A 14,394-nucleotide genomic window follows, 5' to 3' on the forward strand; every position below is an offset into this window, starting at 1 on the left:
TTAATGTGGGACTTTTTGGCTGAACACGGTGCGCGACAGGATATTTAAGGCCAGCACGCTGAAGGTGATCAGCAGTGCGCCGCCCCAGGCCAGCGAGCGCCAGTTGTCGTACGGGCTCATCGCGAACGATGCGATGACGGACGGCAAGTTGGCCATCGGCGCATTCATGTTGAAGCTTTGGAACTGGTTATTCAGGGCCGTGAACAGCAGCGGCGCCGTTTCGCCGGCGATGCGGGCCAAGGCCAGCAGTACGCCGGTGATGACGCCCGCCTTGACGGCGCGCAAGCGCACGAGTGTCGCCACCTTCCAGCGCGGCGCACCGAGGGCAAATGCGGCTTCCAGCAGGCTGTTCGGCACCAGGCGCAGCATATTGTCCGTCGTGCGCACCACCACCGGCACGGCGATCAGCGACAGGGCGATGGCGCCCGCATAACCGGAGAAATGTTTGACGTGCGCCACGTACAGCGCATACACGAACAGGCCGATGACGATCGATGGGGCCGACAGCATGATGTCGGTGACGAAGCGCGTCACTTGCGCCAGCTTGTTTTCTTCGCCGTATTCGGCCAGGTAGATGCCGGCCAGAATGCCGATCGGGGTGCTGACGACCGTCGCCAGGCCCACCATCAGGGCGCTGCCGACGATGGCATTGATCAGGCCGCCGCCTTCGCTGCCGGGGGCCGGCGTCGTTTGCGTGAACAGGTCGACGGACAAGGCGCCGAAACCCTTGATCACCAGGGTGAACAGGATCCACACGAGCACGGCCAGGCCCAGGGCCATGGCGGCCACCGACAGGGCGATGCCGATGCGGTGCATCAGCAGGCGCTTGCGGTAGACGGGGTTCATGGCCGGCTTGGCCGGAGCGTCGTGGGTGCTAACTTGGCTGAGCTGGCTCATTTCGTGCCTTCCTTGCGGGACATGCCAGCCAGCATCAGCTTGGCGGCGGATAAGACGATAAAGGTGATGACAAACAGGATCAGGGCCAGCGAGAACAGCGACGCCACGTGCAGTTCGGATTGCGCTTCGCCGAATTCGTTCGCCAGCAGCGAGGTGATGCTGTTACCGGCGGCAAACAGCGACCACGACAGCTTGTTCGCGTTGCCGATGACGAAGGTCACGGCCATGGTCTCGCCCAGCGCGCGGCCCAGGCCCAGCATGACGCCGCCGACGACGCCAGTCTTGGTGTACGGCAAGACAATCTTGCGCACCACTTCCCAGCGCGTGCAGCCGAGGCCGTATGCGGATTCCTTCAGCACGGCAGGGACGATTTCGAACACGTCGCGCATCACGGAAGCGATGAAGGGGATGATCATGATGGCCAGCACCAGGCCGGCCGTCAGCAAGCCGATGCCCATCATGGGGCCGCTGAACAGCTGGCCGATGACGGGCACGTTGCCCAGCGTGGCTTTCAGGATAGGCTGGACGTGGTCGGCAAACAGGGGGGCAAACACGAACAGGCCCCAGATGCCGTAGATGATCGATGGCACGCCAGCCAGCAGCTCGACAGCCGTGCCCAGCGGGCGGCGCAGCCAGGCCGGGCAGATTTCCGTGAGGAACAGGGCGATGCCGAAGCTGACGGGGAAGGCGATCAGCAAGGCGATGACGGAGGTCACCAGGGTGCCGATGATGGGAATCAGGGCGCCGTACTGGTCATTGACGGGGTCCCACTCGGCCGAGACGATGAAATGCAGGCCGAAGGTCTTGAAGGCCGGTATCGATTCCATGATCAGCGAAATGATGATGCCGACCAGTACGATCAGCACCGACAGGGCGAACAGCATCGTCACCTTGTGGAACATGAAATCCTGGATGCGCTGCTTGCGCATGGTGGAAAGCATTTGCGCGTGACTGATGGAATCGGTCATGGTGCCGCCTGGCATGGGGATCGTGGAGGAGGTAGATTGTGCGCTCATAATGTGCCATGTGGGTGGTACTGCAGGTACTGCTATTTTTATTTTGCTCTTTTAGCCGGGAACGCCTGCAAGGGCTTGCGGGCGGTCCTGGCTAACTCCCTGCCCCGCCGTGCTGCTGGCGGGGACAAGGATGGATATTGCTGTATTCAGACTATCGGATTAGTAGATCGACTTGCCCGATGCATCTTTCAAATTGGCTTTCCACGATTCCTGCACCAGTTTCACGACCGATGCCGGCATCGGCACGTAGTCCAGTTCGACGGCAGCAGGGCCGCCGTTCTTGTAGGCCCAGTCGAAGAATTTCAGGACTTCTTTTGCCTTGGCTGCGTCAGCCTGGACTTTGTGCATCAGGATGAACGACACGCCCGTGATCGGCCAGCTGTTCTTGCCAGCCTGGTCGGTCAGGACCACGCCGAAGCCTGGGGTTTGCGTCCAAGGTGCCGAAGCGGCGGCTGCCTTGAAGTTTTCGTCGTCAGGCTGCAGGAAGTTGCCGTCCTTGTTTTGCAGCTGGGTGTGCGACATCTTGTTTTTCTTGGCGTAAGCCCACTCGACGTAGCCGATCGAACCCTTGATACGCTGTACGTTGGCGGCGACGCCTTCGTTACCCTTGCCGCCCACGCCGACAGCCCATTTCACGGCCGAGCCAGCGCCGATTTTCGATTTGAATTCCGGGTTGGTTTTCGACAGGAAGTCGGTGAACAGGAAGGACGTGCCCGAACCGTCGGCGCGGTGCACCACGGTGATTTCCGTGTCCGGCAGCTTGACGCCACTGTTCAGTGCGGCGATCTCGGGAGCGCTCCACTTGGTGATCTTGCCCAGGTAGATGTCGCCAACGACCTTGCCCGTCATTTTCAGCTGGCCTGGGGTCACGCCGTCCAGGTTGACGATGGTGACCACGCCGCCCATGATGGCCGGGAACTGCATCAGGCCCGCTTCTTCCAGCTCTTCCGCCTTCAAAGGCATGTCCGAAGCGCCGAATTCAACAGTCTTGGCCTTGATTTGCTTGATGCCGGCGCCGGAACCGACGGACTGGTAGTTCAGGCCGTTGCCCGTGTTGGCTTTGTACGTCTCAGCCCATTTGGCGTAGATCGGGTACGGGAAGGTTGCACCAGCACCTGTCATATCTGCCGCCATGACGGAAGCGGAAGAAAATGCCATCGCTGCCGAAGCACCCACGACGATAAATTTGAACATTTGCTTCATTTGCATATCAAGTCCTCAGGGTTGTTAGGGCTCAAAGTCCCGGTTGAATGCTGCGCAGTCTAGCAAGCGAATATGACAGCTTTATGACATGGGTAAAAAATCCTGAAATAATTGGCTACGCCCGGGGAATCGCCCTTTTTGGCGCGAAAAATGACAGGGCGGGCGACGCTTTATGACAGCTTATGTCACGCTTACGTCATATTTCATGATTACACTCACAACGCGTCATACATGATGAAATACGGCTAGAATTAACTATCTGCAAAGACAAAAGAATATGAAACCTGAACTGCACACGGAAGTGACCAAATCGGGCATCCTGCTTGACCGCGAGCTGTCGCAACTGACTTTCAACCGGCGCGTGATGGCCCAGGCGGAAGACCCGAACATTCCGCTGCTCGAGCGCCTGCGCTACCTGTGCATCGTCAGCAGTAACATGGATGAGTTCTTCGAGGTGCGCGTGGCCAGCCTGCTGGCGGCCGGCAGCATCGGCGGTTCGCTGGCCGGCCACCCTGCCCTGGCGGCCAACCTGGAGCGCATCGGCAAGGAATGCCATGCACTGGTGGAACGCCAGTACGAGATATTAAATAGCGAAGTCTTGCCGGCCCTGCGTGAAGCGGGCGTGCATTTGCTGCGCGACAGCGACCGCAACGAGGCGCAGCGCGCCTGGGTCAAGCAGTATTTCGACCGCGAAGTGCGCCCACTGCTGACGCCGATCGGCCTCGACCCGGCCCATCCGTTCCCACAGGTAGTCAACAAGAGTCTCAATTTCATCGTTTCGCTGAGCGGCAAGGATGCGTTCGGCCGCGGCACGGCCATCGCCATCGTCAAGGCGCCCCGCGTCTTGCCGCGTGTCATCAAGTTGCCGGACGACATATCGGGCGACGGCGTGTCCTTCTGTTTATTGTCGTCCGTCATCCATGCGCATATCTCGGACCTGTTCGCCGGGCGCGAGGTGATTGCCTATTCGCAATTCCGCGTCACGCGCGACAGCGACCTGTGGGTCGATGAAGACGAAGTCAAGAATCTGCGCCAGGCGTTAAAAGGCGAACTCGTGGGGCGCCAGTTCGGCACCTCCGTGCGCCTGGAAGTGGCGCGCAATTGCCCACCGGAATTGTCGCAATTCCTGCTCGACCAGTTTAATCTGGATCAAAGCCGCCTCTACCGCGTCAACGGCCCCGTCAACCTGGTGCGCCTGTCGGAGATGATCGACCACGTCAAGCAGCCGGAACTGCGCTTCCCGCCGTTCTTCCCCGGCCTGGCGCACAAGGCCATCGGCAACGACATCTTTGCCGCGCTGACCAAGCACGACATCCTGCTGCACCACCCGTATCAATCGTTCCAGACGGTCATCGACTTCATCCGCAGCGCCGCCTACGATCCGTCCGTCGTGGCCATCAAGCAGACGATCTACCGCACCGGCATGAACTCCGACCTGATGGAATCCTTGATCACGGCGGCGAAGATGGGCAAGGAAGTGACCGTCATCGTGGAGCTGATGGCGCGTTTCGACGAAGAAGCCAATATCAACTGGGCCGACAAGCTGGAACAGGCGGGCGCGCAAGTCGTGTACGGCGTGGTGGGCCTGAAAACCCATGCCAAGGTGGCGCTCGTCATCCGCCGCGAAGAAGGCGCGCTGCGCTTCTACGCCCACTTGGGCACCGGCAACTACCACCCCACGACAACCAAGCTGTACACGGATTTCGGCTTGCTGACGGCCAACCAGGACCTGGCCGTGGAAGTCAATGAGGTGTTCATTCATCTCACCAGCCTGACCAAGCCGCACAACCTGAACCATTTGTGGCTGGCGCCGTTCGGCCTGCAAAGCGAGATCATCAAGGCCATCCGCAACGAGGCGAAGATCGCCCGTTCCGGCCGGCGCGGGCGCATCATCGTCAAAGTCAATGCGCTGGTCGATGAATCCGTGATCCGCGCCCTGTATGCGGCCTCGACCGATGGCGTGAAGATCGACCTGATCGTGCGCGGCGCCTGCACCCTGAAGCCGGGCGTGCCGGGCTTGTCGGAAAACATCAAGGTGCGCTCCGTGATCGGGCGTTTCCTCGAACACAGCCGTATTTACTACTTCCGCAATGATCTGGCGCACGATGTTTACCTGGCCAGCGCCGACTGGATGAGCCGCAACCTGTTCCGCAGGGTGGAAGTGGCCTTCCCCGTGCTGGACCGGGCGCTGAAGCGGCGCGTGATCGCCGAGGGCCTGAATCCGTATTTGAAGGATAATACGAATGCATGGGAACTGGAGCCGACGGGCCATTACGCGCGCCGCAAGCCGCGCGGCAAGCAAACGCCGTTCAGCGCCCAGCAATACCTGATGCACACACTGGGCACGCCGGGCGCGGAGGTCGGCGAATAGGCAATTCTACACAGAGGAGTACAACATGGATCTCATCTTGTGGCGGCACGCAGAAGCGGAGCCGGGCGTCCCCGACCTGGAACGCGCACTGACCGTCAAAGGGCAGAAACAGGCGCGCCGCATGGGCGAATGGCTGGCCTCGCAACTACCGGAAAATTGCCGTATCCTCGTCAGCCCCGCCCTGCGCACCCTGCAAACGGCCGAAGCGCTGGGCCGCAAGTTCAAGCTGATGCCGGAACTGGCACCGGGCGCCGAGGCGGAAGACATCCTCAAGGCGGCGAACTGGCCCGGAGGCAAGGAAAGCGTGCTCATCGTCGGCCACCAGCCCACCCTGGGCCAGGCGGCCGCCCTGCTGCTGACGGGTGAAGAGCAGGAATGGGAAATGCGCAAGGCCAGCGCGTGGTGGTTTTCCCAGCGCGAACCGGGCGACCCCATCAGCGTCTATTTAAAGGCCGTGATGGCGCATGACCTAGTGGTGAAATAAGGGTGGTGAAATAAGGGAGCTGAAGCAGAAAATGCGCAAAAAGTGCGCTGGGACAAATGCTAGTAAGAATTACAACTCGGCAGCCTTGCAAAGCGCTGCCGATCTGCTAGAGTTTAATTGCATCAACTACGTGTTGGAGCGCTGCTCTGGCACATTGAGCAACCCAGCGGACAGCCGTCCAACGGCGGCTGAAAGACCATGTTAACCTTCCTCGTTTTTCTCTTCATCGCCATCTTCGCCGCCATCATAGGCTTCGTCGCCTTTGAACTGATCGAAGAAATGCGCGGCAGTCATCACAAGCTGATGGACCGCTACCACGAGTAGTGTTCACCTCGGCAATATCGCATGGCGCCAGCGACGGCCTACAGGCCCGTCCCTCGCGCCATACTTGTTTTTACGCTCCCGTCTTACGCTCCCGTATTACACTCCCGTCTTGAACTTCGTATAAATGCGCGTCATCAGGCGGCGGATATCGGCCGTGGTCGCTTCTGGCGCGGCCATGCGCTGCTTGTCGGCGTCGGACAGGAAGATGGCCTTGTTCTCGCCGATGTCCTTGCGCACATATTTGATGCTGGCCGGATTCGGATTCGCGTAGAACACCTTGTTGCTCAGGCTGGCATGCACTTGCGGACGCAAAATGTAATTGATGAACAGGTGCGCATTGTTCGGGTGCGGCGCGTCGGCGGGAATGGCCATGGTGTCGAACATCAGGGCGGCCGTCTTCGGCACCAGCACCTGGATCACATTGCCGTTTTTCGCGTCGATGGCGCGCTGGCGCGCGATATTGATGTCGCCCGACCAGCCCAGCGCCACGCAGACGGAGCCGTTGGCCATGTCGTTGATGTAGCCGGACGAACTGAACAGGGTCACGTAGGGACGGATCGCCTGCAGCACCTTGCCCGCTTCCTGGTAATCGGCAGCCGTTTTCGAGTACGCGGGCTTGCCCAGGTATTGCAGGGCGGCCGGCAGCACTTCCGACGGCGAGTCGAGGAAGGACACGCCGCACGATTTCAGCTTCGCCGCATATTTCGGGTCGAAGATCAAATCCCAGGCGTTGTCGGGCATGGGCATGCCGCCCAGCGCGGCCTTGACCTTGTTGACGTTGATGCCCACCGTCGTGTAGCCCCACAGCCAGTCGACCAGGTAATCGTTGTTCGGGTCGATCTTCGACAATTTCGCCTGCAGGTTCGGGTCCAGGTTGCCCAGGTTCGTCAGCTTGCTCTTGTCGAGCTTGCGCAGCAGGCCCGCATCGATCTGCAGGCGCGCCCACTGGGCTGTCGGCACGACGATGTCGTAGCCGGACTTGCCCGCCACCAGTTTCGCGTTGAGGATTTCGTTATTGTCGAAAACGTCGTAGCGCACCTTGATGCCCGTTTCCTTCTCAAAATTCTTGATCGTATCGTCGCCGATATAGTCCGACCAGTTATAGATGTTCAGGACCTTCTCTTCCTGGGCCTGAGCTTGGGCCGACAATGCCAGCATGGCCGCCGCCAAGGTCAGTCCCACTCCAATGCGCCGCCCTGCTTGCCATGTGTTTGCCATCGTACCGCCTCCGAAAATTAGTCAGAAAATAGTGACGATGATAGCAAGAAGGGCGGCATCAGGTCTAGCCTGATACCGCCCTGCTTATTACTGCTAAATCAACCCCCACCGCAAACACCGGGGTCGGACCCTGAGGGTCCGACCCCAGCCTTTCGCCTTTGGGGTAAATTACACCTTGTCCAGCCCCACCTGCGCACCCGTAAACACCAGGTTGCCGTTCTGGGCGTCGATGCGGATCTCGTCTTTCGGGCCGAAGCGGCCTTCCAGAATCAGCTTCGACAGCGGATTTTCGATCTGCTGCTGGATTGCCCGTTTCAACGGACGTGCCCCATATACCGGGTCGTAGCCCGCCTCGGCGATTTGCTGCAGCGCAGCGTCCGTCAGGCTCAGCTGCATGTCCATGCGCGCCAGGCGTTCTTCGAGGATCTTCAGCTGGATCTTCGCGATCGCGCCGATATTCTTCTCGTCGAGGCCGTGGAACACGACGATTTCGTCGATGCGGTTGACGAATTCGGGACGGAAGTGCGAGCGTACCTCGGCCATCACGGCCAGCTTCACGACACCGGGATCATCGCTTTCCATGGCCTGGATCTTGTGCGAACCCAGGTTCGAGGTCATGATGATGACGGTATTCTTGAAGTCCACCGTGCGGCCCTGGCCGTCCGTCATGCGTCCATCGTCGAGCACTTGCAGCAGCACGTTGAAGACGTCGGCATGCGCCTTTTCCACTTCGTCGAGCAGGATCACGCTGTACGGCTTGCGGCGCACGGCTTCCGTCAGGTAGCCGCCCTCGTCGTAGCCCACATAGCCTGGCGGCGCGCCGATCAGGCGGGCCACGGAATGTTTCTCCATGAACTCGCTCATGTCGATGCGGATCATCGATTCTTCCGTATCGAACAGGAAGGTCGCCAGCGCCTTGCTCAGCTCGGTCTTGCCGACGCCCGTCGGTCCCAGGAACATGAAGGAACCATACGGCCGGTTCGGGTCGGAGAGGCCGGCGCGGGAGCGGCGGATGGCGTCTGCCACGGCCGTGATCGCTTCATCCTGGCCCACGACGCGCTCATGCAGCTTCTCTTCGATGTGCAGCAGCTTGTCGCGTTCGCCCTGCATCATGCGCGACACGGGAATGCCCGTCGCGCGCGACACCACTTCGGCGATTTCCTCGGCGCCCACTTCCGTGCGCAGCAGTTTCGGCTGGTCAGGGTCAAGTTTCGGGATGCCGCTGTCAGCCTGCTTGAGCTGGGCTTCCAATTGCGGCAGCTTGCCGTATTGCAATTCCGACACTTTCTGCCAGTTGCTCTCGCGCGTGGCCTGCTCCATCTGCAGCTTGACTTGCTCGATCTCTTCCTTGATGTGCGTGCTGCCCTGCACCACGGCTTTTTCCGCCTTCAGGATTTCCTCGAAGTCATTGTATTCGCGCTGCAGCTTGACGATCTCTTCCTCGATCAGGCCCAGGCGGCGCAACGATGCTTCGTCTTTTTCCTTCTTGACGGCTTCGCGCTCGATCTTGAGCTGGATCAAACGGCGCTCCAGCTTGTCCATCACTTCCGGCTTGGAATCGATCTCGATCTTGATCTTCGCCGCCGCTTCATCGATCAGGTCGATCGCCTTGTCGGGCAGGAAGCGGTCCGTGATGTAGCGGTGCGACAACTCGGCGGCGGCAATGATGGCCGCATCCGTGATTTCCACCTTGTGGTGCAGCGCATACTTATCCTGCAAGCCGCGCAGGATGGCGATCGTCGCTTCCACGGTCGGTTCGTCGACGAGCACTTTCTGGAAGCGGCGTTCCAGCGCGGCATCCTTCTCGATGTACTTGCGGTACTCGTCGAGCGTGGTGGCGCCCACGCAGTGCAGTTCGCCGCGCGCCAGGGCCGGTTTCAGCATATTGCCGGCATCCATCGCGCCGTCGGCCTTACCCGCGCCCACCATGGTGTGCATCTCGTCGATGAAGACGATGGTTTGCCCTTCATCCATGGCCAGTTCCTTCAGCACGGACTTCAGGCGCTCCTCGAACTCGCCGCGGAACTTGGCACCGGCAACCAGGGCGGCCATGTCCAGCGCCAGCACGCGCTTGCCTTTCAGCGACTCGGGCACTTCGCCGTTGACGATGCGCTGCGCCAGGCCTTCGACGATGGCCGTCTTGCCCACGCCCGGTTCGCCGATCAGCACGGGATTGTTCTTGCTGCGGCGCTGCAGGATCTGGATGGTGCGGCGGATTTCATCGTCGCGGCCGATGACAGGGTCGAGCTTGCCCTTGCGCGCCCGCTCCGTCAGGTCCAGGGTGTATTTTTTCAAGGCTTCGCGCTGGCCTTCGGCCTCTTGCGAATCGACCTTGTTGCCGCCACGCACGGCGTCGATGGCCGCTTCCAGGGCCTTGCGGGTCAGGCCGTTTTCGCGCGCCAGCTTGCCGCAGTCGGACTTGTCGTCCGTCATGGCCAGCAAGACCATTTCGCTGGAAACGAACTGGTCGCCCGCCTTTTGCGATTCCTTGTCGGCCAGGTTCAGCAGGGCCACGAATTCGCGGCTGACCTGCACATCGCCGCCCGTGCCCGATACCTTCGGCAAGCGTTCGATCGACGCGCCCAGGGCCTTCGACAGGCCGCCCACGTTGACGCCGGCCCGCTGCAACAGCGAACGGGCGCCGCCGTCGTCCTGGTTCAACAGGGCCGTCAGCAGGTGGACTGGTTCAATATAGGGATTGTCGTTGCCCACGGCCAAGCTTTGCGCATCGGCCAGGGCTTCCTGTAATTTGGTAGTGAGTTTGTCTTGTCGCATGAAAAGCGCTCCCGGTTAATTAGTTGTTAACCAAATTGGGGTGAGGCAGTACTTTTCAAGCATACACAAAGCAGAAAACTGATGCATTTTGGCAAATGCTACGGTGCGGGGCGCGTTCGCTTCAAATGGCGCTTGCTTTTACGGCCCACTTGTCCAGGGCCGTCTCGTCGCTGTCGCGCGCATCGACCCAGCGCGCCCCTTCGGGCGTGTCTTCCTTTTTCCAGAACGGCGCTTCCGTCTTCAGGTAATCGATGATGAATTCGCAGGCGGCAAATGCCTCGCCCCGGTGAGCGGAAGAGACGGCCACCAGCACGATCTGCTCCTGCGGCAGCAAGGGACCCACGCGGTGGATCACCAGCGCGCCGGACAGGGGCCAGCGGCCCCGCGCCTGCTCGACGATGGCTTCGATGGACTTTTCCGTCATGCCCGGATAGTGCTCGAGCTCCATGGCGGCCACGTCCAGCCCTTCATTCATGTCGCGCACCGTGCCGACGAAGCCGACGACGGCGCCTACCTTGGGGTTGCCTGCACGCAATTGTGCGATTTCTTGACTCAAGTCAAAATCAGCGTGCTGGACACGGACGGATGTACTCATTTGGCGTGGCCTCCGATGCGGCGCAGCAGGGTTTCGATGCGGCTGGCCGTGCGCGCATCGGTAGCGGCGGCAATCGCGCACAGCTGCATCAGCTGCGACACTTGCGTGAGCGGCTTCTGGCCCGATTTGAGCGACGATTGCAGCACTTCCACCTGCATTTTCAGGCGGTCGCGGGCAAATTCGGCGCCGCTGTCGACGCCGGCGACGATTTCCAGGCGCAAGACTTCAGCGAGCAAGCGCTCCTGGTTGGCCTGCAATTGCCGCACGTAAGCGGCAGCGCCCTCGCCCAAGGCGGCCTGGGCGGCGGCAAAGCGCTGCTGCAGGCTGCGTTCGTACTGGGCGTCCAGCGGCGGCAAGGCGCTCCAGCGCTCGGACCAGGCTTGCGCGTCGGCGCCGTCGCCGCCGTCCGCCAGTGCGGCTTCCAGCGCCTGCACCAGGCGCAGCTTGTCGCGCAAGGCGTTGGCCTGGGCCGCGCCGGCACGCTCGGCGATGGCGTCCGCCTGCGCTTGCACGCCGGCAACAGCCGCCTGGTAGCGCTGCTCGATCTTCGCTTCGCTGGCGCGCGGCACGGGGCCCGTGGCGTTCCAGGCGGCGCGCGTGTCGCGCAGCAAGTGATTGATGAAGGCGCTGCGGGTCTTGTCGTCGCCCTCGGGCACGACGGCCGTTTCCAGACTGGCGCACAGGGCTTCGCGCGCATGCAGGTGTTCGCGGCGCTCGTGGTCGGCCGCGTGGGCCGTTTCCTTGCGCCGGGCGAAGATATCGTCGCAGGCGGCGCGGAAACGCTGCCACAGCGCCTGTTCCGCGCGGCGTTCCAGCGGCAGGGCTTTCGCCAGTTCCTGCCATTTATCCTGCAAGGCTTTCAGCATGTCGACCGTGTTGCGCTCCGATGGCTTGAGCAGGCCCACTTCGACGATCAATTGCTCGCGGCGCGCCGTCTCGATCTGGCGCTGCGTATCCAGCGGCTTCGACAGGGCGTCCAGCGCGGCGCCAAATTCCGCATCGAGGCGTTTCTTTTCCTTGCGGTCGATGGTGCCCAGGCGCGTCCACGCCTGGCGCAAGCGCTGCGAGCTTGATGCGACATGTTTCCAGTCGGTACTCTCTTCGGCCGCCAGGGCCGCCGTTTCCGCGATCAGTTCCTGGGCCTTGGCCGCATTGCCGTGGCGCTCTTCGGCCAGTTGCTTGAAATGCTGGGCCGCCGGTGCGTACGCCACGCTGCAGGCGGCGTCGAAACGCTCCCACAGGGACTTCGGCGCGGGGCCGGACAAGGTGTCGAGCGACTTCCAGCGCTCGCGCAGGCTGCCCACTTTCTTGGCCAGCTCGGCCATTGGCAATTGCTGCGCCGGCAATTCCTCGCCCGCCTTGACCAGTTCCTCGCGCGACACGTTGCCGCCCCAGCGCGCCCAGTCGGCCAATTGCTTGAATTGCGCGCGCACATGGGCCAGGCGGTCGGACTGGGCCGGCGTCAAGCGGCCATGCTTGCTATCGCGCAAGGTTTTATCGTGCTCGGACGCCACGTGCAGCAAGCCTTCCTGCAAGGCCGCGTCCATGGCGTCGAGGGTCTTGATGAACTGCTCCGTTGCTTCCTTCGACACGGGGGCGTGTTCCTGGCGCGGCTTGCGCGGCGCCGGTTCCGCATGCGCTGGCGCAGCCACGTCTGCAGCAGGAACGACAGGCGCTGGGGCACTGGCCAGCAGGGCCGCAAATTGCTGCTGCAAGCTGTCGGACAAACTCGATTCGGGCAGGCGCGGCAAGGCTTGCCAGGCGCGCTTCAAGGCGTCGGCGTCCAGGGTGGCGGCGTCCTGCGCCTGCCATTCGGCCAGCGCAGCCTGGCGCGCGTCAAACACGGCCTGGTGCTGCTGCAGCGCCTGCAAGACGGACTGCGCCTGTTCGCGTGCTTGCGCAAAGTCAAGTTCCAGGTGTTTCGGCAGCGAGCCGCGCTCGGGCGACTGTGCATGCTGCGCATGTTCCGCGTCCAGGCGGGCCAGCGACTGGGCCAGTTCTTCTGCGGACTGGCCATTGCTGGCCAGCGCGCGCATGGCACCCACGGCGTCGATTACGGCGCGCTGCAGCACCACTTGCGCTTCCAGGCGGGCGGCCAGCGCGGCGCGCGCGGCGGCAAAGGCGGCCGCCAGTTCGGGCGTGGACTTGATGACCTGCCATTGGCGGTCCAGCTCGGCTACCTGGTTGGGGCTCAGCTTGTCATCATTCATCAGGCGCTGGGCCGTATCGATGCTGGCCTGGGCGCGTTGCGTCTCGGCAGCCTGATGACGGATCAGGTCGATACGGCCCTGCATCAGCTTGGCAACGCGGCGGTCCGTGTTGCGCATGGCATGGTGGACTTTTTCCAGCAGGGGCAAGCTATGGACGTGTTCGGCCGCGATCAGGCGGGCATCGGCAAATTCGCTGGACAGGATGAACTCACAGGCGGCGGCTTCGTCGCCCGCCACGGCATGGGCACGCGCAACCTGTTCGGCACGGCGCGATGCGCTCTGCGCCGAGGCGGCGGCCTGTTCTGCCACGACAGGATCGGGGACGGCAGTCTTGCTGGCAGAACGCTTGAAGAGAAATTCGAACATGACGGGTTTCGCGTGGATCAAAACCACCATCATAACAAAGCCCGGGGTATTGCATCGGACAGGGCCGAACAAGTTATCAAATGAATAAAGCGAATCTTTTCCCTATATCTTTCCCTATGACAGCTCGCCAGTCACCATTACAAAAACGACGCCGGCAGACTCCGCCTGACGGGGTGTGCGCTCGCTACCCGTTCAAGCCTGCGCACGCAGCGGCTGCGGCGGCACGGGCAACGCGGATGCGGCCTCATCGGCTGCCGTTTCAGCGCCGCCGGTGGCCGGCAAAGGCGCTGGCAAAACAAAGGGCAGCACCTGCGCCTTGCCACGGCGCGCTTCCTGCGCGCGCGCATCGTGGGCGAGGAACTGGTAGGCGATGGCAAACCACGCTTCGCCCACGATGACCTTGCGCGCCAGCGCGAACAGTTCGCGCTCTTCTTTTTCCAGGCGCTGCAGCAAGGCCGCGCAAAAGGCGTCGATGGCGGCGCACAGCTGCTCGGCCTGCAATTCGGAATGGTCGATGGCGGCGCCCGCGCCCTGCTGCACCACATTGATGCTTTCCAGCGCCGCGTGGTTCAGGCCGTTGAGCTCATCAAGCAAGCCATCCGCATGCGGTGCGGCCTGGCGGATGGCGGGAATCAGATACATCTCGACCTTGCGCCAGTAACCGCCCTGGTACAGCCGGTTCAGCCAGTCGCCCGCGTACTGCAGCTGCGCCATGCTGAGCCTGCTCTGCTGGCGCAACTGCACATGCATGTATTTCTGAAAAGCCAGCAGGCTCATGCGGATGCTGGCCTGTTCCACCGACAGGGAAACCAATATATATGTTGCCGTAAGCATGCACTCACTCCCGAAAATACGCTGGATATCTGATCCTGGAAGTGAAAGTGTAAAGACTACCGACAGGGATGGGTTTGATCCTGCACAAACCCGCAGCGAGC

11 protein-coding genes are annotated in these 14,394 nt (G+C 61.8%); 3 read left to right on the forward strand and 8 right to left on the reverse strand.

Going from position 1 to position 14,394, the window contains the following annotated elements; all coding sequences use genetic code 11:
• From pstA to pstS, 3 genes are all read right to left on the reverse strand, one after another.
• Positions 1 to 897 carry a phosphate ABC transporter permease PstA gene (gene pstA, locus IGS61_RS18435; protein ID WP_230540997.1) on the reverse strand — a complete coding sequence of 299 codons (897 nt, stop codon included), beginning with the start codon at positions 895 to 897 and terminating at the stop codon, positions 1 to 3.
• A complete protein-coding gene (gene pstC / locus IGS61_RS18440; RefSeq protein WP_230540998.1) occupies positions 894 to 1,865 on the reverse strand; it encodes a phosphate ABC transporter permease subunit PstC in 972 nt (323 codons plus the stop codon). The genes pstA and pstC overlap by 4 nt, the downstream gene beginning before the upstream one ends.
• Before the next feature lie 207 nt (positions 1,866 to 2,072).
• Positions 2,073 to 3,122: a phosphate ABC transporter substrate-binding protein PstS gene (gene pstS / locus IGS61_RS18445; RefSeq protein WP_230540999.1), complete on the reverse strand. Its 1,050-nt coding sequence runs from the start codon at positions 3,120 to 3,122 to the stop codon at positions 2,073 to 2,075.
• Between the two features lie 271 nt (positions 3,123 to 3,393).
• Between pstS and ppk1 the strand changes: the two genes are divergently transcribed.
• From ppk1 to IGS61_RS27880, 3 genes are all read left to right on the forward strand, one after another.
• Positions 3,394 to 5,487, forward strand: coding sequence for a polyphosphate kinase 1 (ppk1, locus tag IGS61_RS18450; RefSeq protein ID WP_230541000.1), 2,094 nt, complete (start codon positions 3,394 to 3,396; stop codon positions 5,485 to 5,487).
• Positions 5,488 to 5,512: 25 nt separating this feature from the next.
• Positions 5,513 to 5,971, forward strand: a complete 459-nt coding sequence (gene sixA / locus IGS61_RS18455; RefSeq protein ID WP_230541001.1) for a phosphohistidine phosphatase SixA — start codon at positions 5,513 to 5,515, stop codon at positions 5,969 to 5,971.
• Between the two features lie 198 nt (positions 5,972 to 6,169).
• Complete coding sequence (locus tag IGS61_RS27880; RefSeq protein ID WP_254926692.1) at positions 6,170 to 6,295, forward strand: hypothetical protein; 126 nt, start codon at positions 6,170 to 6,172, stop codon at positions 6,293 to 6,295.
• 96 nt (positions 6,296 to 6,391) lie between these two features.
• Here IGS61_RS27880 and IGS61_RS18460 read toward each other — a convergent pair whose 3' ends face one another.
• The 5 genes from IGS61_RS18460 to IGS61_RS18480 form a co-directional block, all read right to left on the reverse strand.
• Entirely contained in the window at positions 6,392 to 7,513 is a 1,122-nt protein-coding gene (locus tag IGS61_RS18460) for a polyamine ABC transporter substrate-binding protein (RefSeq protein ID WP_230541002.1), read from the reverse strand.
• A gap of 168 nt (positions 7,514 to 7,681) precedes the next feature.
• Positions 7,682 to 10,288 (reverse strand): ATP-dependent chaperone ClpB, encoded by a 2,607-nt coding sequence (clpB, locus tag IGS61_RS18465; RefSeq protein ID WP_070221393.1) that lies wholly within the window; start codon positions 10,286 to 10,288, stop codon positions 7,682 to 7,684.
• Between the two features lie 121 nt (positions 10,289 to 10,409).
• Complete coding sequence (gene moaE / locus IGS61_RS18470) at positions 10,410 to 10,883, reverse strand: molybdopterin synthase catalytic subunit MoaE (RefSeq protein WP_230541003.1); 474 nt, start codon at positions 10,881 to 10,883, stop codon at positions 10,410 to 10,412.
• A complete protein-coding gene (locus IGS61_RS18475) occupies positions 10,880 to 13,459 on the reverse strand; it encodes a DUF349 domain-containing protein (RefSeq protein WP_230541004.1) in 2,580 nt (859 codons plus the stop codon). The genes moaE and IGS61_RS18475 overlap by 4 nt, the downstream gene beginning before the upstream one ends.
• A 192-nt stretch (positions 13,460 to 13,651) precedes the next feature.
• Positions 13,652 to 14,293 carry a hypothetical protein gene (locus IGS61_RS18480; RefSeq protein ID WP_230541005.1) on the reverse strand — a complete coding sequence of 214 codons (642 nt, stop codon included), beginning with the start codon at positions 14,291 to 14,293 and terminating at the stop codon, positions 13,652 to 13,654.
• Positions 14,294 to 14,394: the final 101 nt, after the last annotated feature.

Source organism: Janthinobacterium sp. FW305-129, assembly GCF_020858115.1.
Taxonomy (GTDB): Bacteria; Pseudomonadota; Gammaproteobacteria; order Burkholderiales; family Burkholderiaceae_D; genus Janthinobacterium.

What these genes read in the sequence shown, in the direction of transcription:
- pstA (WP_230540997.1), bottom strand. Translation starts at nt 897, where the DNA reads ATGAGCCAGCTCAGCCAAGTTAGCACCCACGACGCTCCGGCCAAGCCG.
- pstC (WP_230540998.1), bottom strand. Translation starts at nt 1,865, where the DNA reads ATGACCGATTCCATCAGTCACGCGCAAATGCTTTCCACCATGCGCAAG.
- pstS (WP_230540999.1), bottom strand. Translation starts at nt 3,122, where the DNA reads ATGCAAATGAAGCAAATGTTCAAATTTATCGTCGTGGGTGCTTCGGCA.
- ppk1 (WP_230541000.1), top strand. Translation starts at nt 3,394, where the DNA reads ATGAAACCTGAACTGCACACGGAAGTGACCAAATCGGGCATCCTGCTT.
- sixA (WP_230541001.1), top strand. Translation starts at nt 5,513, where the DNA reads ATGGATCTCATCTTGTGGCGGCACGCAGAAGCGGAGCCGGGCGTCCCC.
- IGS61_RS27880 (WP_254926692.1), top strand. Translation starts at nt 6,170, where the DNA reads ATGTTAACCTTCCTCGTTTTTCTCTTCATCGCCATCTTCGCCGCCATC.
- IGS61_RS18460 (WP_230541002.1), bottom strand. Translation starts at nt 7,513, where the DNA reads ATGGCAAACACATGGCAAGCAGGGCGGCGCATTGGAGTGGGACTGACC.
- clpB (WP_070221393.1), bottom strand. Translation starts at nt 10,288, where the DNA reads ATGCGACAAGACAAACTCACTACCAAATTACAGGAAGCCCTGGCCGAT.
- moaE (WP_230541003.1), bottom strand. Translation starts at nt 10,883, where the DNA reads ATGAGTACATCCGTCCGTGTCCAGCACGCTGATTTTGACTTGAGTCAA.
- IGS61_RS18475 (WP_230541004.1), bottom strand. Translation starts at nt 13,459, where the DNA reads ATGTTCGAATTTCTCTTCAAGCGTTCTGCCAGCAAGACTGCCGTCCCC.
- IGS61_RS18480 (WP_230541005.1), bottom strand. Translation starts at nt 14,293, where the DNA reads ATGCTTACGGCAACATATATATTGGTTTCCCTGTCGGTGGAACAGGCC.